At 43.7% G+C, this 18,485-nt stretch carries 14 protein-coding genes and 1 pseudogene; 7 read left to right on the top strand and 8 right to left on the bottom strand.

Annotated elements, in window-relative coordinates; genetic code table 11:
• Positions 1-46: 46 nt before the first annotated feature.
• From C162_RS22170 to C162_RS22155, 4 genes and pseudogenes are all read left to right on the top strand, one after another.
• Positions 47-556, top strand: a pseudogene (locus C162_RS22170) (GrpB family protein); the annotation flags it as partial.
• 24 nt (positions 557-580) lie between these two features.
• Positions 581-1,036 carry a DinB family protein gene (locus tag C162_RS22165; RefSeq protein WP_036697853.1) on the top strand — a complete coding sequence of 152 codons (456 nt, stop codon included), beginning with the start codon at positions 581-583 and terminating at the stop codon, positions 1,034-1,036.
• 38 nt (positions 1,037-1,074) lie between these two features.
• Positions 1,075-1,527, top strand: a complete 453-nt coding sequence (locus C162_RS22160) for a GNAT family N-acetyltransferase (protein ID WP_036697831.1) — start codon at positions 1,075-1,077, stop codon at positions 1,525-1,527.
• 76 nt (positions 1,528-1,603) lie between these two features.
• Positions 1,604-2,533: a phosphotransferase enzyme family protein gene (locus C162_RS22155; RefSeq protein ID WP_036697829.1), complete on the top strand. Its 930-nt coding sequence runs from the start codon at positions 1,604-1,606 to the stop codon at positions 2,531-2,533.
• 125 nt (positions 2,534-2,658) lie between these two features.
• Here the strand turns inward: C162_RS22155 and C162_RS22150 are convergent, their stop codons facing one another.
• A complete protein-coding gene (locus tag C162_RS22150) occupies positions 2,659-3,798 on the bottom strand; it encodes a glycoside hydrolase family 88/105 protein (RefSeq protein WP_051493845.1) in 1,140 nt (379 codons plus the stop codon).
• A 17-nt stretch (positions 3,799-3,815) separates the two neighbouring features.
• Complete coding sequence (locus C162_RS22145) at positions 3,816-6,965, bottom strand: alpha-mannosidase (RefSeq protein WP_036697828.1); 3,150 nt, start codon at positions 6,963-6,965, stop codon at positions 3,816-3,818.
• A gap of 183 nt (positions 6,966-7,148) precedes the next feature.
• Here C162_RS22145 and C162_RS22140 point away from each other — a divergent pair, with 183 nt between their 5' ends.
• The 3 genes from C162_RS22140 (at position 7,149) to C162_RS37040 (ending at position 8,935) form a co-directional block, all read left to right on the top strand.
• A complete protein-coding gene (locus C162_RS22140) occupies positions 7,149-8,060 on the top strand; it encodes a helix-turn-helix transcriptional regulator (protein WP_036697826.1) in 912 nt (303 codons plus the stop codon).
• A 274-nt stretch (positions 8,061-8,334) separates the two neighbouring features.
• Entirely contained in the window at positions 8,335-8,706 is a 372-nt protein-coding gene (locus C162_RS37490; protein WP_327196391.1) for an AAA family ATPase, read from the top strand.
• 13 nt (positions 8,707-8,719) lie between these two features.
• On the top strand, positions 8,720-8,935 hold the full coding sequence (locus tag C162_RS37040; RefSeq protein WP_235218500.1) for an ATP-binding protein: 216 nt from the start codon (positions 8,720-8,722) through the stop codon (positions 8,933-8,935).
• Positions 8,936-9,505: 570 nt separating this feature from the next.
• On the opposite strand, the gene C162_RS22125 is transcribed toward C162_RS37040, so the two are convergent.
• From C162_RS22125 to C162_RS22100, 6 genes are read right to left on the bottom strand one after another with little or no spacing between them, the layout of a single operon-like run.
• A complete protein-coding gene (locus C162_RS22125) occupies positions 9,506-10,882 on the bottom strand; it encodes a lanthionine synthetase C family protein (protein ID WP_036697821.1) in 1,377 nt (458 codons plus the stop codon).
• Positions 10,879-12,738 carry an ABC transporter ATP-binding protein gene (locus C162_RS22120; RefSeq protein ID WP_036697819.1) on the bottom strand — a complete coding sequence of 620 codons (1,860 nt, stop codon included), beginning with the start codon at positions 12,736-12,738 and terminating at the stop codon, positions 10,879-10,881. The genes C162_RS22125 and C162_RS22120 overlap by 4 nt, the downstream gene beginning before the upstream one ends.
• Positions 12,728-15,907, bottom strand: a complete 3,180-nt coding sequence (locus C162_RS22115) for a lantibiotic dehydratase (protein ID WP_036697817.1) — start codon at positions 15,905-15,907, stop codon at positions 12,728-12,730. The genes C162_RS22120 and C162_RS22115 overlap by 11 nt, the downstream gene beginning before the upstream one ends.
• A gap of 45 nt (positions 15,908-15,952) precedes the next feature.
• Complete coding sequence (locus C162_RS22110) at positions 15,953-16,723, bottom strand: hypothetical protein (protein WP_036697814.1); 771 nt, start codon at positions 16,721-16,723, stop codon at positions 15,953-15,955.
• Between the two features lie 10 nt (positions 16,724-16,733).
• Positions 16,734-17,531, bottom strand: coding sequence for an ABC transporter permease (locus C162_RS22105; protein ID WP_036697811.1), 798 nt, complete (start codon positions 17,529-17,531; stop codon positions 16,734-16,736).
• Positions 17,528-18,250 (bottom strand): ABC transporter ATP-binding protein, encoded by a 723-nt coding sequence (locus tag C162_RS22100; RefSeq protein WP_036697807.1) that lies wholly within the window; start codon positions 18,248-18,250, stop codon positions 17,528-17,530. The genes C162_RS22105 and C162_RS22100 overlap by 4 nt, the downstream gene beginning before the upstream one ends.
• Positions 18,251-18,485 lie beyond the last annotated feature (235 nt).

Here is an 18,485-nt window from a genome sequence, read left to right as displayed (position 1 = left end):
CATGAATGGATACCCAAACATCCATTAACCTGGGAGGGCACTTTGTATGAAGATCAGACTTAGCGGCTATAATCCAGACTGGATCAGACTTTATCAGCAGGAGGCTGAATTTTTAACTACTATTTTCACAGATGAAATTGTACGTTTCGAGCACTTTGGAAGCACCTCAGTACCAGGCCTGAAGGCCAAACCTGTGATTGATATGATGTGTATTGTAAAAGACATAGCCAAAATCGATTCCTACAACGATAAGATGACACTGCTCGGATATGATGCAGGTGGAGAATGGGGGATTCCCGGCAGGAGGCTTTTCCGCAAAGGCGGTGAGGCACGGAGTCATCACCTTCATTGTTATCAGGCAGACAATCCTCAGATTGAACGGCATCTTATATTTAGAGATTATTTGCGTGCGAATCCGGAAGAAGCGGCAAGATACAGTCAGTTCAAGCAAGAATTAGCGGATCGCTTCGAGGATACCAGTCAGTATAGTCCAGCCAAAAAAGCATTTGTGAGCTCGATGGAACAACAGGCGCTGTCTTGGTTCGCAAGCAATGAAGTGAATTCAAAAGGAGGAACTCAAATGAAGACAATTATGCGCATGATGGACCATCTGTACTGGGCGGATGGGCAGATCTTGGACGCGCTCGAAGCGAGTCATACGAAGGACGCGGAGCTTCTGAAGCTGGTGCGGCATGTGGCGGTGGCAGAGCAAGTCTGGCTGTCACGCTTGCAGGGCAAGAGCAGCATACAATATTGGCTATGGGAGGAAGCGGAAGACCTGACGGCGGTCCGGCGGCTGTTCGAAGCGAATGCAGAGCAATACCGCAGCTATGTGCAAGAGCTGGAAGAATCCGCGCTGGACAGGATGGTTGACTATACAACTCAGAGCGGAATTCCGTTCCTGACCTCCGTCCGGGACATCCTGCTGCAGGTTCTTTTACACGGGCAGTATCACCGGGGGCAGATTAACCGTGCCCTCCGGATGGAAGGAGCAGAACCTGCCCCTGTTGATTACATCACATTCGTGAGGCTCTAACCCTACAACTGCTAATGAACAAGGAGCGAAGATAAGAAATGGAGATCAGAGCATTACATACGGGTGAACAAGCACCTACCGAATTGCTTGTATTGGCCGACCCTGCACCGAAGCTGGTTGAGGATTATGTAGCAAGAGGGCAATGCTTCGTTGCTGAAAAGGATAACCGTGTAATAGGTGTCTATGTATTGCTGCCTACCCGGCCGGAGACCGCCGAGTTGGTCAATATTGCAGTGAATGAGGCGTTCCAGAGCCAGGGAATCGGGAAGCAACTGGTGAATCACGCCATTCAGGAAGCCAGACGGCTCGGCTTCAAAACTTTGGAGATAGGCACAGGCAACTCCAGTATCGGCCAGCTTGCGTTGTATCAGAAATGCGGCTTCCGGATCACCGGGATCGACAAGGACTTTTTCATCAGACATTATAGTGAAGAAATCTATGAGAACGGGATGCAGGTGGTGGATATGATCCGCCTGTCTCAAGATCTGTAAGCCAGTTCAGGGCTGCGGAACAGCTTCACGAACGATAGCGCAGCTGCAGAAATTATCGCGGGAGGTAACGCATCTTATGCAAGCACAAATATTGCAATTTCTCAATAACACCTATCCTGTTCAACTCTCCAGTATGGAGGCCGTTACCAATGAAATGTACCGTTGCCACTCGGAAAAGGGGATCTTCTTCGCCCGAATTACGAATTATAAGACCTATGAAGAACAATTAGCTGAAGTGAACTGGACTACTTATCTGTTCAACCGGGGCGTACGGGTGCCAGAGGTTGTACCTAATGAACAGGATTTACTTATCAGCACCCTGCTGCTGGATGAAGAAGCGAAGTTCGTGGTCTTGTTCCGGGCGGCAGCCGGAATCCACCTGCCCCGGGCCAAATGGGACAAAACCATACTCAGAACCCTGGGACAGCAAATAGGCAGAATGCATCAGGTGAGCAAAGAATATCAGCAGACTGACGCTGCCCAGCCGATTCCGCATTGGTATGATAACGATGAATATGATTTTCTAAAGCATATTCCTGCCGAAGAGCGGGCCATACGGGATATTGCGAAGGATGTGCTCAAGCAGATCCGAATGCTGCCCAAAGATGAGGCGAACTACGGCTTAATCCACGGTGACCTGTGGCTGAACAATACCCTGGTGGACAGTGACTCTGCGCTGACGATGATTGATTTTCAGGATTGCGAGCGGCATTATTATGCCTACGATTTAGCTGTGCCAATCTATTCTGCGCTAGAGTACTCATTCGCGGGCGGACAGAACCTCATAGACTATAAGCGCGCGATAACTAAGGCAATCACGGACGGATATAAGGAAGAGCATCCCTTCTCCGCTGAGATGTCCAGAAAACTGCCGCTGTTTATGAGACTGAAAGAGCTGTTTGAGTACAACCTGATGCATATGTATTGGAACTTCGAGGAGCTTAGCGAGGAGCAGGTGCGGATTCTGAATTTGTACAGAAGCAAGATTGAGTTCATGCATACGTGAGGTGAGTGAAGTGTATGACTACATCAGCATCCATTCACGGTTTACGGTTTGCAATGCAAAAACAAGCGGCAGCCGAGGACGATTCGTCCTTGGCTGCCGCTTGTTTAATTCACAGACCTTCCGCCTCAGCAGTAATGCAGCGCTTCGCCCAACGCAACCAGCGCCATCGCCTGGCCATAGGCCATAGGGGCAATGATGATCCCTTTGTAGTCCTCCTTGGTTGCGCCGATCGGAGTACCGCCGGACACCCCGAGCACAGTGCCTTCACCGTCGATTCTGTCCAGAATGGCACGGATTGCCCGCAGAGCAGGTTCGCTATAGGCCTCCGGGAGCAGCCCCCGGCGCACACTGTTCAGAATACCGGCAGCAATCGCAGCCGAACCGGAGGTTTCGGTATAACTTCCAGAGTCATCCAGCAGGGTATGCCATAGTCCGTCCCCGCTCTGACATGCAAGCAAGGCTTCGGCCTGGGCCTGTAATGTCTGCTGGAGATAGCTGAAGACTCCGTCTGCCAGATAGGGCCGCATCAGCTCCAGATATTCCGGCAGGCCGAGGGCGAACCAGCCGTTGCCGCGGCACCAGAAGGCTTCACTGAAGTTATGGCGCTCTTCAAAATGCCAGCCATGGAAGAAGAAGCCGGTTTTTTTGTCATACAGATATTTAATGTGCAGCAGCAACTGATGCAGTGAGGTCTCGCGCCACTGCGGGTTGTCGTATTTCACACCCATTTTGGCAGTGAACAGAATCGCCATGAACAACGTATCAATCCAGATCTCATTCTCATGGAGTGAGACCTCATGTTTCTGAGTCCCCGTAGTCACATGCTGATAGCCTTGCTCCAGCGTCCGGGGCAGGCCGTGCATTAGCCATTCTATCCATTCGAGACTGAGCTCTCCGGCCTCCTCCAGCTCCATCAGCGACAGGAGCGGCGCAGTCGTATTAATATTCCGGCTGGGTAGTCCCTTTGTAAGCTGCCGGGCCATCCACGGCTTGGTGTATTCCGCGTAACGGCCATCCCCGAAATGCCGGTCAAGCTTTTGCAGGCCGTACAGCCCCACTCCTTGCGGCCAATCCCACTCTTCCATCCCGAAGTCCCTGGCAAAATACCCCCGGCGCTCCGCATCCTCCCCCAGGTTCTGCAATTCAGCTTCATTATCCGGCCGGCCCAGCTTCAGCAGCTTATTCGTGACCAGCTCCAGCTTCTGCATAACCTCTTCCTTGCTCACACAGCTAACCGGCACCGCTTGCTTCTCTCCTGCTCCCATCCTGGCTTGCTCCCCTCTCAGCTCTGCGCCCCGCGCAGCTTGATTCTGAACGTTCTGATCTCATACGGCTTCACCTGGAAGCTCAGCTCCTCTTCTTCCTGCCAATCTCCCAGCGGCTCCTCCATCAGGTTGCACTCCTGCCAGGAGGCTATAGAGTAAGCGCTATCTACAGTAATCTGTGTCCGCGAACCGGCGTACTCATGCAGCCGTAGCACCACATCTTTACCATCCTCCGAGCGCTTGACCGCATCCACCGTCACATGGGTGCCGTCGATATAGAGCAGCGGATCCCCATCCAGCTCACCTGCCACACTGCGCAACGGATTATTCAGCTCCCACGCCTCCTGGGCCACCCTGCCCTCTACAAAATCGCCGGTATGCGGATAGAGTGCATACGTAAAGGCATGATGCCCCTGATCCTGCTGCGGATCGGGATGAACCGCCGACTTCAGCAGCGTCAGCCGGAGCACGCTGTCCTTGATGTCATAGCCGTATTTGCAGTCGTTGAGCAGCGCTATCCCATAGCCCTTCTCGCTGACATCCGCCCACTGATGGCCCACCGTTTCGAAGCGGGCGTAATCCCAGCTCGTATTCCAATGTGTAGGACGCTTCACGTTACCGAACTGAATGTCATAAGTAGCCTCCAGCGCATGAATATCCACCGGGAAGGCCACCTTCAGCAGCTTGTTATGCCCGTGCCAGTCCATCTCTGTACGGAAGTCAATCCGCGCGGTATCCCGGTAGAAGATGATGTCCTGCGTTACCGCTGTGCGGTGATAGGTCCAGGTCATATGCAGCACCGCCCGCAGCGGGCCGTTCTCGGTCAGTTCACATCCGGTCAGCTGAGTGATCTCAGTCATCTTTTCCTGGTAGAAAATATCGATATCCCACGCTTCAAAATCCAGCGGCTTATCCTCGAACACCTGTAGTACATTCCCGCGCTGTCCTGGCGCCAGCAGCTCACGGCCGCTCTTCCGGTCGATCATTGAAGTGAAGTGGCCCTGCTCATTCCATACCACTTCCACTAGCGGTGTGCTCAGCCTGTTGCCGGATACAGCTGCAAGTGGCTGAATCTGCGCCTCTCCGGAGGCCTCGACTGCTTGTCCGTGTACTACCTTCAGCACCGCCGTGCCCAGTGCAGGCACAGACGGAACGTAGACCAGCATTTCCCCGTCTGCCGTCCGCTGCTGCCATAGCCGGTTCCCGTCAGCGTCATGAACCTGTACGGAATCAGCGGCATCTATAGGAAGCAGCGCATAACGAGGACGGTTCCAGTTCGTGCTGTTCAGCAGAGTGAATGCTTGCAGCTCCGGCTTATTGCCGCTATTAGCATCAGCCACACCGTTAATCAGAGCCAGTGAGCGCGCCTCGCCTTCTGCATATTCAGCATCACTGTCCTCGTAGACCTCAGCGATCGACGAACCGGGGATGATGTCATGGAACTGGTTGCGCAGCAGAATCTCCCAGATCCCGGTCATTTCAGCCGCAGGATAAGCGGTTTCAAGATTCCCCTGTCTTACCCCCATCAGCGTGTGCAGCCACTCGGCATCGCGCAGCAGCAGCTCCAGGCGGCGGTTATATTTCTTATTGCGGGCTTGTGAGGTATACGTGCCCCGGTGGCATTCGAAATACAGCTCACCGTTCCAGGTGTGTACGAACGCCTCCGTCTTCCCGATCCGTTCATGCAGTCCGGTGAAATACTCTCCGGCACTGCCCATTTCAATCTTCGGAATACCCGGAAGCTTGTCGAAGCGCCGGCGAAGCTCCAGCATCTCCCGCGTCGGCCCGCCGCCTCCGTCACCCCAGCCATACGCAAACATCAGGTGATCGTTGATCTCCTTATCCTGATAGGAATTCCAGATTCCGCGCAGCAGTCCTGCCGTCATCCGTCCGTTATAGGTGTATTCAGCTCCATCCTTCTCAGAGGTCGTGATGAAATGCGTCAGCACCTCCGAGCCGTCCATCCCCCGCCACCAGAAGGTGTCATGCGGCATCCGGTTGAACTGATTCCAGCTGATTTTGGTCGTCATGAACGTGTCGATACCTGATTTGCGCAGAATCTGAGGCAACGCCCAGCTGTATCCGAAGACATCCGGCAGCCACAGGTACTTGCTCTCTACGCCGAATTGTTCACGGAGGTAGCGTTTGCCCAGCATAATCTGGCGGACCAGCGACTCACCGGACGGGATATTGCAATCCGACTCCAGCCACATCGCCCCTTCCGCTTCCCAGCGGCCTTCCTTCACCTTCTCGGTGATCCGCCCGAACAGCTCCGGATAATCCTGCTCTAGATATGCGTACAACTGAGGCTGCGTCTGCAGGAACTGGTACTCCGGGAACTCCTCCATCAGCCGCAGGACGGTGGAGAAGGAACGGGCTGTTTTTTCACGGGTATGCTTCAAGCGCCACAGCCAGGCAACATCAATATGGGTATGGCCCACAGCCGTAAGCGTTACGTCAAAAGTCTGCGGCATCGCCTCTATCGCCTGATTCAGACTGGCACCTGCCTGATACAGCGAAGCGGTATGCTCTGGTGAACCCGGCTCCGACCAGTCGATCAGACGGAAGGCTTCGTTCAGCGCTCTAAGCAGCCACTGCTTCTCCGGCTGGTCTCTGCCAAGGTAACGGAAGGTGTCAAGCGCCGCCTTCGACATATAGAACAGATCATCAATGCCCTCGTCCAGATAGCCGATGAATGCTTCGCTGAGCCGGTGCTCCTGAATTCTGGGCACTCCGCCGCCCTCAAGTCCCGACCACAGCCGGAAGGCCAGCTCTAGCGTCTGTCCGCCCCATTCATCCCCGAAGATTACCTCCCGATGGTTGTTATCTACGCCCTGATAAGGCGATCCGTTCACGAACAGCAGCGATTCGAAGCCGGAGTTATTGAAATCCCCTGTTTTGCCAAAATCAAATCGGCCGGCAATTTTGAACCCTGCCTGACTAGGCGGCAGTACAACCTCCGTGCGCAGCCAGATGTAACGGTCCCGCCCGCGCCAATGCTCCTGAAGTCTGATGATGCCATCAAAGGATACCGATTCCGGGTATACTCCGTTAGCCCCTTCCTCATCCTCAGCGAATGCGAACTCTGTAAGCTCCTGGACCTTAAGATATCTATACTTTTCCACTTCAGCCTGGCGTTTGATTAGCTTTTCTTCTGTGAATAACATTCCTATCACTCCCTGTATCCGCTTTCATATGGTCACTATAACAAACCTTCCACTCCAAAAACTACCCTACTCTTGCTGTATTCCGCTCTATTCATTGCATATTTTGCTTTTTTGGGCCTATAATATACAGGTGGAAACGGCTCAGGCTTCTTTAGTAAAACGCCAACGGTGAGGAGAGAGGCTATGCTCGACAGCGACCTGTTATACGAACAAGGATATAGTATACGTATCAATACTCCGGCTGATCCGCTCTTTTACTATTTTGACTACGATCAGCGCTCTCACGACATCAATATGGAGTTTCAGCACGATCATGACTTTTATGAGATTCATATTCTGCTGGATTCCAGCGCTACTCATATTATTGAAGGTAATATACATGCTCTGCAGCAATATGACATTGTTCTGCTTGCTCCGTACCGGCTGCATATGACCCAGTATCCCGCAGGTCCGCCGCATAAGCGGCTGATCATCAACTTCAACCTGCCCAGGAATATACCCGGACTTGAGATCGCTTACAATACAATGCTGCAGCCGTTCGCCGAGGAGGTTCCGATCTACCGGTTCACCGGAGGCCCGCGCAGCGCCGTGTTCGAGCCGCTCAATGCTATTTTCAACTGTTCCCGCAGCGCTTCACCGCTGAATCCTGTGCTGATTCACAGTCTGTTCCAGCAGTTCCTGTGCAGTCTGTCCCAGCAGAATGACAAGAATGCTTACGTGCTGGAGGAGATCGGCAATGCCATGATGCAAAAAATCTATTCAATCACCGCCCACATTCACAGCCATTACGGCAGTGAGCTGTCCTTGGATTTAATCTCCAAGGAGTTCTATATCAGCCCTTATTATTTATCGCACCAGTTCAGAACCGTCACCGGCTTCACCTTGACCGAATACATTCAGATGACCCGCGTCCGCAAAGCCCAGCAGCTCCTGCTCCACACCCGGCACAAGATCTCTGACATCGCCGGACAATGCGGCTTCAACAGCTTCTCCCAGTTCAACCGCATCTTCAATAAGCAGAGCGGCATGTCCCCTTCCGCGTTCCGCAAGGCGCAGGGGGCGTCTGGCGGGGCTTCGACTTTGAGTTCGTATTAATGGCTCGACGTGATGGGCTGTACGGTTGAAATCATTTATGACCCGGCAGACACCACCGAGCTGACAATTGAATACGAATGCCGAGCCCCGTGGCGGGTGAGTGAGATGGAAATCGGTCAGCTGGCGGGAACAAGGCCGGCGCTACCGGAACACCTGGGTGCTTCTTTGACAGACACCTCGAGACTGCTGGAGGCCGAAGAAACCCGACACCAGCGCCGGAAGGAACGGGAAGCACCGGCGGTGACGTACCGCCAGGTACAGAGGGAGGACTAAGATGTTTGAGTCCTTCAATGAGTTGCACCACGCACCGTTTTCCAGAGATCCTTGCCGTCACCGTGCTCTATGCGTCTGCGTCGCAGGGAGAAACGCTCGGGCGTCTGGCCTATATGTCGCGGAGCGTCAGTGTTTTGCCGTACTTACGGGTGACTGTGGGAACGGGAAAACGACCACGATCCGGCGGCTGAGCGAGGAACTGGATGAGGCTCGCTTTAAGCTGATCTACCTGTCGAATTCCAAACTAATCCCACGTCATTCTTACAAAGGGCTTCTGGAACAGCTTGGGTGTGAGTCGAAATTCTACCGGGGCGACGCCAAACGGCAACTGCACCGGGAGATTGAGCTGATGCGGAGGATTCACCGACTGTAGCCCGTGGGGGGGGGTGGATGAAGCCCATTTATTGGACCGGGAGATGCTGGAGGAGCTGCACTTCCTGTTGAACATGAAAATGGATTCAAAGAGCCCCATGGCCTTGATTCTAGTTGCACAAAGTGAATTCTGGGACCGTCAGGGGCTGCAAGCGTACGCGGCGATCCGCCAGGGAATCGATATGCAGTGTTATCTTCCGCATATGGACCGAGCGGAACTGGGGGCCTAGATGAAGAGACATCTGAATGCAGCAGGTGCCGAACATGAGCTATTCACGGAAGCGCGATGGATGAAATCTACCGTGTTTCCAGTGGAGCCGCCCGGCTGGTGAACAAACTATGTACTCATGCCTTGATTTACGGAGCACAGAACAAGCACCGAATTGTTGACGACCATAAGGTCAAGCGTGTGATTCAGGGAGAATTGTTATGATTCTCCCTATTTTTCTCCCTTGCTGCGGACAGATTGACCGTCAATAGCAGAACAACTCATGCCGTCAACCTCTGGACATTAGGGGCTAGCAGTAACATTCCTGCTTCTTTTTCAATATTGTGAAAGTATTAATCACCTATTTTATAGGACGATAAAAATACCCGGATGATCTTTACGCCTTAATAAACTTTATTAGAATTTTAGAATATTAATAAACTGTAGAAAGAAGCTTCTGAACCGCCCAAAAGGACTTTCAGAAGCTTCTGTACTATCCATATCGGCAGCTGGACACTGTCGAACTCATTGAACAGCACTAATCGAGAAAGCTTAGCAGTGTTCAAATCTCAAAAATGTGGAAGACTGGAAATTAACAGTACATCAATACACTATCCCATTCAGGGCTCTCATCTGAAATCAATGATGCCAATACTAATGCAACTCCTGCATTTCCATTTAAAAAACCTGAATCATTAATTTTTTCGAGTTTGTCGTTTATTATATTTATTTCATAAAATCCAAATATAGATTCGGGTTCAAACATGTTTAATATACTGATTATAAGTTTATCTCTTATAGATTCGAGTCTCTTATCCTTTGTTTCTGAATATAACCGCTGAACTGACTGTAACAAACCTGCTATACCATGACATAATGTAGCTGATGCTAATCCCCCTAAATTTGTAATCCGTTTATCTATTTCAAGAAATGAATTCAAAGCCAATTCTGTCCATTTTTCGTCATTTGTTGCAGTACCAGCAAGCCAGAGTGCACGAGCAATACCTGGTACACCATAGCACCACGAATCTCTATTGAATTTCTGGTTCTCCATAGTTAATTTACCGCTTTGTGCCTCTTCAAAAGAAACTCTACCCGGCCAATAAGTCCCCACATCATTTTGAATTGTCCAGATAGATAGCCATTCTGATAACCTGCAGATATCTTTTAATACACTATCACTCCCCAACCCTTGCAATACTGATATACTCATTAAGCTCAATGGTCCTGAAATCCCATGGGATAATCCTAAGTTAAAATTACCATTTGGGTACTGTAATGTTTCATGTTTTTGAAACTGATTGGAAGCTGTAATATGCCATCTTGGTATTGCTAGATCTGCTATATCCTTTTCTCCACAAAAAAAATGGAGCAACTCCTCGATATCACTCCATATCTCCCTCATTTTTGGACGGTCTAAAAACATCAGCACTACCCGCGCTATGCCTGCTAACCCCGATATAGTATCATAATCACCCATTTGAATATCGCCTGAATTCCAACGTTCTTTAAGTGATCCAACACTTTCTGCAAACATGTCCTCATATAGACTAGCAAGTGTGTCCAACATCTGGGTATAACGTGTTCCGTTACGAGATAAAGCGCGAACTCCTACTAAAATACCAGCCAATCCATTATAAAGAGATAGATCATTAATGCCATTTTCTTGCATGTGTTTATTAAGAAGCACTAAGTATTCATGGCCTATAACATCCCAGTCCTCAGTTGGAAATAGCTGATCTAATTGGCCAAGAAGCAGACAAATTCCAGTAAGTCCACTTCCCAGACTAACTCCTGTCTTATACTCTACCTCAGTAACATTGCTGTTTTCTAATGTAGTAATCAAAGAAATCAATTTCTCTGGGTCTTTATATTTAATGATTATTTTACGCAGTACAATTAATATTTGTTCTCTTAGTTCTCCTTCAACAGGAATCCAGTTATGATCCCTTTTTTCTACAAATGTCATTTTTGAACACCTTCCTCTTTATCAGAAAAGGAACTGACTTGAATCCGGTACATCTCTGCATACATACCATTCCCCATCATCAATTCTAAATGAGATCCTTGCTCAATAATCTGGCCTTCCTCCATTACGATAATTTTTTGAGCTAAACGAGCAGACGTTATACGATGAGTTATGAAAATCCCAATTTTATCTTTCATAAGCTCCATAAATATTTCGAGCAACTCTTTTTCAGCAATAGGATCTAAAAACGAACTAGGTTCATCCAAAATATATATATCCGCATTTCGCATGAATGCTCTAGCAATGGCTATTCGCTGCCATTGCCCTCCAGATAATTGATATCCTTCTTCAAACCACTTCCCAAGCTGTGTATCTATTCCTTTTGGTAATTGCTTGATTAAAGTTTCAATTAAAACTTTTTGAGCAGCCGTCATTACTTTAATTTCATCATCCATTTCTTTCAGAGATCCAAACCCTATATTATGACGTGCTGACATTTCATATTGCATAAAATCCTGAAAAACCACCCCTATTCTTTCTTGAATTTGTTGCAAATCATACTCTTTTATATCGACACCGTTTATACTTATCCTCCCCCGATAATCTCCATATAATTGCATTAGCAGTTTTACTAATGAGGATTTACCCGATCCGTTTTTTCCAACAATAGCAATCGTTTCGCCTTTATTTAGTTTTAAATTGAAATTTTGTATTACATCATGAGACTTACCTGCATAGCGAAAATATATATTTTCCATAGAAATTGTATTTATTTCTTTTTCCAAATTTAGTCTTTGAGAAGAACTGTTTTTTTGTACATAGATGGGATCCGTAGTTGGTAACTCTAGAAATATCAGCATTTGCTCCATGTATAGATTGTTTTGTGAGAACCGTATTAAACCTTGTATAATCGAAGTCATTTGACTTTGTGTTAATGTTATAGCTTGTATGTATCCATACAGACTTCCCACTTGAATTCTATTCATGAAAGCTTCAAACAAGGCAATCCAAATTAGAACACATAAACTAATCAGTTCTAGAACATCATATAAAAAAACTATACCCACACGCTTAAACAGCATTTTTCGATCCGTTTGAAAAAACGATTTCAAAAAATTACGATATCTATCTAGTAAATAGGGAGCAAGCTGAAAAATCTTTACTTCTTTTACTGCTCTATCGTTCGTAAGTAAATACGTCAAATACCATGATCTTCTGATTAATGGTACCCGATCCATATGAATTTGAAATTGTTCACGATTAATTTTGAGAATTGAATAAATGGAGATTGTTGATGATATAACGATTATAATAATAATCCACCATTTCCACATTATAAGTATTATTGCTGAAGATATAAGAGTAATAATACTGGTAATAATACTGGTGATTTGATTGTACAATTCGTACGGCCTGTATGATGCTTCTTGAGTTGCCCTTTTTAATTGATCATTAATTTCAGAATTCTCATAATCTTCTAATCCTAGCTTAACTGACTTTTCGCATATTAATATGTTCATAGTATTAGAAAGTTGAGACTGGAGATTACCTTCGACATAAGTATTCAATCCGCTTATTAATACTTTAATAAAATACACAATGCTAAACATTAAAAAGCTATGTAATAACCATCCTTCCCCTCTATTCGAAACTGTAGAAATACCATTAAGTAGATTTTGAGTAACTAACAAAACAGCTACAGGTAAAAAACCTTGGACTATATTTATAATAATACTTGGCACCATATAATGTTTATTCAATTTAAAAATCAGCTTAAAAAGTCTTAATCCATTTAATATTGTTTTAATTAATGATTTTAATTCTCCCTGTTGATTATTTTTTTTTTCAGATTTCATATTTCTTCCTCCGATATTGCAACAAACTATTTATGGAGTGACGAGCCAAAATCATAACTTTCCGTTCTTTGGATCGGTCTGTTCCTAATAAGCGATTTAAATGCATGTGAACAACACTAAATATAATATCTTCTTTATCGTTCATTAATTGTTTGTCTTGTTCTTTTTCTAAAACTTTAGTGAAGTAATATTTAGTAATACCTTCTCTTTTGATAAAGGTTTGATAAAGAATTTGTTTTTCAGCATTGTCTCCCACTTTACTTACTTCAGAACTTTTTAATAAGGATGTTATTAAAGAACGATTCCCCCTAAACTCATCCAAATATTCTTTAAAATCATAATTCCGATTAAGAAGATCATGTATTTCATCTAAACTTAACCCAAACTGATTCAAGATTTCAATCACACTTATAACAGCAATAATTTCTATATCCGTCTGAATTTTCCGAACATTAATCATTTCTATTAGATCAGTAACAATTTCACTATCAGCAGAAAAAAGTTGTTCTACGGTATTCATTAATTCTATTCCACCATATCTCTCTACTTCAGGTTCGTAAGTATCTATGGTTACATTTGTAATTAACTTTTTGTTCAACAATTCACTTGTCCATGAATAGAAAAAGGTTAGAAAACTAGATAATGCAACTTGCTCCTGCAATTCAAACCGTGCACGAATATGTACATTAGGATCTAGAAAACGTATGAAATAAGCTTGGCTGATTAAGTTTTTACTTCTGCATTCTTTAATAAAATCATTCCAATATGATCCAATAAACTCATTTTGTCGGCTATTTAAGCCATACAACTTTACATATGTCCATCTACCACCAGGTAAATATACTCGATCTTTATTATCTATTTTCCATGTATTTATTTTTCTAAGTGCATCATCTCTTTCTTTTTTTGCATTATCAGCCTCTTTATTAGATTTAACGCGCACCAGAGGAAAAACAAATTCTGCAGCCAAGAAACCATCATCCCGCTTTATTAAAGGTTCAGCAAACCCACCAATATGCTCTGTTAAAATAACACGACCATTCTTTATCAATTCATTGTGTATCATTTCAATATGCAGCGGGTGATCTAGATCTACTAAAATACGATTATCTGTTTCTGTAATAAAAACATATCGTGGAACTTTCCATTCTTCTCTAAAATCACTAAAAAACCGTTTCATTTCGTCTTCTGAATTTTTTTTAATTTTCCAATGAATATTCCACGTCGCAGGACAAAGTACGGTTTTACTATATTTTAGTCTAGGCGTATATGGAGACTTAAACATAAAATCTAAGTTTAATCCCTGCCACATTTTATAGCCATCCATGCCAGCTTCAATTAAAAATCTATAAATATTAGGAGTTAACTGATGATTATACATATGTCCAGCTGTAGGGATAACTTCCTTATTGTTACTCTTGGATTTAATATAAAAATGATTATTCCTAACACCAACAACCAAATCAGATACAGCGATTTGCTTATTTTTTGGCACAGTATGATTAGTTCCAATTGCAATTTCATAATCTCGAAAATTGTCGGTTAGTAAAATATTAGACGATCTTCCATAAGAGGGAATGAACGAAACTTCCGCATGTAACTTCTCAGGATTCAATTCCCGCTCCAGCTTATCTATAAACATAAATTTATTTGCAGCAAAAGAAGGCTCAAATAAATCAATGAATCTACCAAATGTCTTCCCGGCCCCATATGAACCTGGGTTAGGTCCTAAAGTCATCGTATAATTCCCCTGATCCAGCTCATATTGATTTCTTGCATTAATCAAGAAATATAATTCAATTGATGGTATAAAATCACTTTCATTAAGTGGTTCATCTTCTAGAAGTTGCTGAATCATATTCTCTGTAAGTATAAGCTCACTTTGTCCTTTATTGAGACAAGAAATGAACCATTGGTATAATAACTGTGCCTTTTGGTTAAATTTCGAGCTTTTTTTCACACTTCTAGAACTAGGAGGGTAACTATATGTTGCAGGAGCACCTAAACCACTCTCTGGGTCTAACAATTCAAGGAGCGGTATTTCTCGATAAGGCCCATATTTCTCCAAGAACTCTTCACGGTATTCCTCCATATGTTGCAGCTCAATAGGAAATGATCGTGCAAGGAACTCAGCCACCTTTTCTACTTCCGCCCTAACATTCTGGTTAAGTGTAATTGCTCTATCCTCTAATGATAAATCAATTTGTAGTGTATTCTGTGTTTTCATAAGATTTTTCATTTCACCCTGTAATATCAGTAATTGTTCTTCTCCTTCACCAATAGATAGTTTATTGTACTCTTCTATATCCGTATAAATTTCATATAGTTTTGACTTTAAAGCATCTATTCCTGTTACTGGTGCTATTTTAGTTATAATATACTCCATAGGTGTAGTTATTGTTGAAGGAGGACGTAACTCCGTGAACAGAAACTCCTGGACAAATAATTCCCATACATACGATGATATAGTATCAATACTAGCGTCACTAAATTGATCTTTCACTCTGGTTAGGAGATTTGAATACAGAATGGGTTCCTCGGTCTCATTCATAATAAAATCAAACACAGCCGTTGATCGAACAGAAACACTATCGTTTTCACCCTTCAGTACATTTCCATAACGGATTTTGTAAGGGATACTTGCCCTGTCTCCCTGCTGAAGTATTAACTGATTTCGCCGTACATGCAACTGAGCAATTACACCTGACTGTCCCTCCACGAATTCAATTATTTTTAGTAACCACTCCATATCCGGTCTTGCCCTTTTGCGATACGTATTGAGACCCTTCATTCTTACTTCTGACTGTTCATTAAACATTCCATATGTAACACCCGAAAACAAACCGAATGGTGTTGGACGAGACATCATTCTTAGTAAAAAGCGCATAAATCCATTGAGAACTTGTTTTTTCTTGCGAGGGTTATCATCACTATATAAATAGGGTAAAGATTCCAGCATACTAGGACTAGACACTGCAATTGCTTCCCTAATTAATTTATTTTCGGAAAATGTAATAAGAAGATCAGTAGAAATTTTCCTCAAATCTTGTTCATTAGTGAAATTCTCAGGAAATAACTCAGTATACTCATTAATAGATAAAACAGGAGTTCTAACCATAAAAAAATCTAACGATTTATAAAGAGTTCCTCTAATGTTAGTATCCGTCATATTCTCTTTCCTCTCAATCACTTGAATTAAATGATTTCTTAAACATTAAACCATTGTTCTCTGCCACTTAAAAAAGCTAATCAGCGTACAAAATACAATAATCCCTAACGTGGAAATCCAAAATTGTGTGTAGACCTCTCCTCTGAGAGCAAGTAATATTTTCTGAAACGGATCAAATAATATAACTAGAGAATTGGAAATTTTAGAATATAAAAGAAACGAAAGCACAAAAATTGTTATATAAGCAAAAAGTGGTCTCGTAACAAATAAACAAATTGCACTACAAAACATTAATTTAGCTATGCTCACTAGTGCAAACAAGGCATAGAAATTAAAGTTAAACATAATTGCCTTAGTTACGCTAACTGGTTCATTAGATCCATATAAAGTTACTACATTAGATTTGGGAAAAAAAATCCACGAAGTTGCCATAGCAAAAATGTATGTAAACCCGATTAATATTATAGTTGTTGCAGCCAATGCCAAAAGCTTGCTTAGTAAGATTTGAACCCGAGAAAACGGGCGCAGCATATATAATCGATAAGCTCCAGAATGAATATCACCACTTAAGTGATTTACATAAATTACAGGTAACACAACTACTGTAAGCACAAGAGATATTCCATCCATCATATACCAAGGCATATTAAGATTATTGAACTCGATCCTTCCACCACCAAATCTAAGGTTTCCCGATCCGTTTAACATAGCTCCCCAAGTATTAGCAGCTAATAAAAGTATGAAAATCAAATATAAAATAAGCATCGACTTACTTTTCCATACTCGTTCCATTTCGCTGATCCAGATCCCAAACATATATACCCCCCTAGTACAAATAGTCATCTACTACAAATCGACGGTATGCTGTCCATACGAAAATAACCATATACGATATTAAGATTAAAGCCATCGGCAAAATAGAATGTAAGTTTCTCTCATTCAGTAATGAGTAGAGGCCTGTATGTTGCATATAGGGAATTAAAACATAGGCTACCAATTCATGCATGAATGATCCACTCACAAAAAGGTTCGCAAAATGTAAATATATCCCATCAAATAACAATGACATAAGAACATAACCTACAGTTATGCCTAACATGAATGTTGTATTTTTACTTATAAGTGATATATATGAAAAAAAGCATGAAATCGCCATCAAAGTTAGATATGCTAAAAAATAATACTGGACGATAAATCCTAAATCAACTATTAAAGAAATTTGTTTTTCTCCGTCATGAGGAAATTGAAATAGGCCTATAACGCTTAAAGAAATGCCCATAACCACTAATAAAGCTATTATAATAATATTAATAACCAAAAGTTTACTAAAAAAAATTTTAGCCCGTGAATACTGACGCAAAAACATTAATCTTAACTGACCTCCACGATATTCCTCTGTATAAACAGCAGCAACAATAGCAGCAACCGCTATATTACAAGGCAAAAATAAGTTTTCCCTTAAGCCTGCGATCACAAATACACTAGTGGATACTATGTCAGTTGGATAAAAACTTTGAATATATCCTTTTGTTAAATAAGCAAGTAGAGGTACACAAACGAATAAACACCATATCAACTTATTTTTTGACAGTCGTTCCAGTTCACAAAATATTAGTTTACTCATTGCACTAACTCCATAAAAGCATCTTCAAGTCTTTGTCCATCCTTGACAATATTTTCCGTTAACCCCTTCCAAATAATTGATCCTTCACGAATAACAATAAGTTCATCGCACAATTGTTGTAATTCGTCAAGCAAATGGCTCGAAATAAAAAAGGCTAAATTTTCAGTCTCCCGCAATTTAAATATAATATCTCTCAGTTCTCTCATTCCTATGGGATCAAGTCCATTTGAAGGCTCATCAAGTAACAACAGTTTCGGCCCACCTAGCATGGATTGAGCAATTCCAAGTCTTTGCTTCATCCCTAAAGAGTATGTTCGTACTTTATCCTCTCCTCTTTTTTCTAGACCGACTGTTGTTAGCAACTTTTCGATTTGTTCTTCTCTTTGAGATGATTTTATAGTTGGATGTAAACGGGATAAATTACGCAATACCTGCCTCCCCGTCATATATTCAAAAAATATTGGCGACTCTATAATACCGCCCACTCTAGAAATTGCCTGTTGACGTTGCGTCTGAACATTGTATGAATCAATGCGTACCTCTCCGCTTGTCGGTTTAATCAATCCGGTCATGATACGCATCAGTGTCGTTTTCCCTGCTCCATTAGGTCCTATAAATCCATATATTTTCCCTTCTTCTAATTGAAAAGATGTTTCGTCAATAATCACTCGCTTTCCAATAGTCTTGGTAATCTGGTTTACTTCCAATATATTAGCCACCGCCGTACCTCACTTTCCAATTTAAACATAGAAGAAGGGATCATATTGATCCCTCTCCTTACATTACTTTTTAGTATTATTGTAAAGTTTTAAATTCAACAAAGAGTGCCAATATTAGAGAAACACTTTCCGCCAGTTGGAACACAGTTTGCTGCAGTTTGTCCCGTACCACAGCCACTAGTACACCATACTATACTTGTAACATTTGGCTGTACAGAAGAAACTGTAGTCTTAT

This window comes from Paenibacillus sp. FSL R7-269 (assembly GCF_000517865.1).
In the GTDB taxonomy this organism is placed as follows: Bacteria; Bacillota; Bacilli; order Paenibacillales; family Paenibacillaceae; genus Paenibacillus_AQ.
This window is presented reverse-complemented; position numbering and strand designations above follow the sequence as displayed.

Bases quoted from the DNA above. Each gene is read 5' to 3' on its own strand.
- C162_RS22120 (WP_036697819.1), bottom strand. From the start codon at position 12,738: ATGAAATCTGAAAAAAAAAATAATCAACAGGGAGAATTAAAATCATTA.
- C162_RS22155 (WP_036697829.1), top strand. From the start codon at position 1,604: ATGCAAGCACAAATATTGCAATTTCTCAATAACACCTATCCTGTTCAA.
- C162_RS22105 (WP_036697811.1), bottom strand. From the start codon at position 17,531: ATGAGTAAACTAATATTTTGTGAACTGGAACGACTGTCAAAAAATAAG.
- C162_RS22160 (WP_036697831.1), top strand. From the start codon at position 1,075: ATGGAGATCAGAGCATTACATACGGGTGAACAAGCACCTACCGAATTG.
- C162_RS22140 (WP_036697826.1), top strand. From the start codon at position 7,149: ATGCTCGACAGCGACCTGTTATACGAACAAGGATATAGTATACGTATC.
- C162_RS22165 (WP_036697853.1), top strand. From the start codon at position 581: ATGAAGACAATTATGCGCATGATGGACCATCTGTACTGGGCGGATGGG.
- C162_RS22125 (WP_036697821.1), bottom strand. From the start codon at position 10,882: ATGACATTTGTAGAAAAAAGGGATCATAACTGGATTCCTGTTGAAGGA.
- C162_RS22115 (WP_036697817.1), bottom strand. From the start codon at position 15,907: ATGACGGATACTAACATTAGAGGAACTCTTTATAAATCGTTAGATTTT.
- C162_RS22110 (WP_036697814.1), bottom strand. From the start codon at position 16,723: ATGTTTGGGATCTGGATCAGCGAAATGGAACGAGTATGGAAAAGTAAG.
- C162_RS22145 (WP_036697828.1), bottom strand. From the start codon at position 6,965: ATGTTATTCACAGAAGAAAAGCTAATCAAACGCCAGGCTGAAGTGGAA.
- C162_RS22150 (WP_051493845.1), bottom strand. From the start codon at position 3,798: ATGGGAGCAGGAGAGAAGCAAGCGGTGCCGGTTAGCTGTGTGAGCAAG.
- C162_RS37490 (WP_327196391.1), top strand. From the start codon at position 8,335: ATGTTTGAGTCCTTCAATGAGTTGCACCACGCACCGTTTTCCAGAGAT.